Genomic DNA, 230 nt, shown 5'->3' on the forward strand with positions numbered 1-230 from the left:
TCTTCAATTAAACTTTCTAATGATAAGGAGGTAAAACGATTACGAGCTTTATCAAAAAAGCTATACGCTAACGTATCAATATTACTTTTTGTTACTAGCTTCTTCACCAGTTGATCATTGGGTTTATGATTCATGCTAAGAGCAACGCCTAATTGCAAGCAGGCGTTACCATCCCTTTCGGAAATAGAACGAGGAGTCTCATCTGGTGGGTAGATGGACTCACCACTTTC

Annotated in this window: 1 protein-coding gene; it reads right to left on the reverse strand. The window is 38.7% G+C overall.

Annotation, left to right across the window (positions count from 1 at the left end; genetic code table 11):
* Positions 1-230: hypothetical protein (locus SB771_RS37515; RefSeq protein ID WP_410722345.1), on the reverse strand; the 230-nt coding region annotated here is incomplete at both ends.

Source organism: Burkholderia sp. SIMBA_051 (assembly GCF_046534915.1).
GTDB classification, from domain to species: domain Bacteria; phylum Pseudomonadota; class Gammaproteobacteria; order Burkholderiales; family Burkholderiaceae; genus Burkholderia; species Burkholderia ambifaria.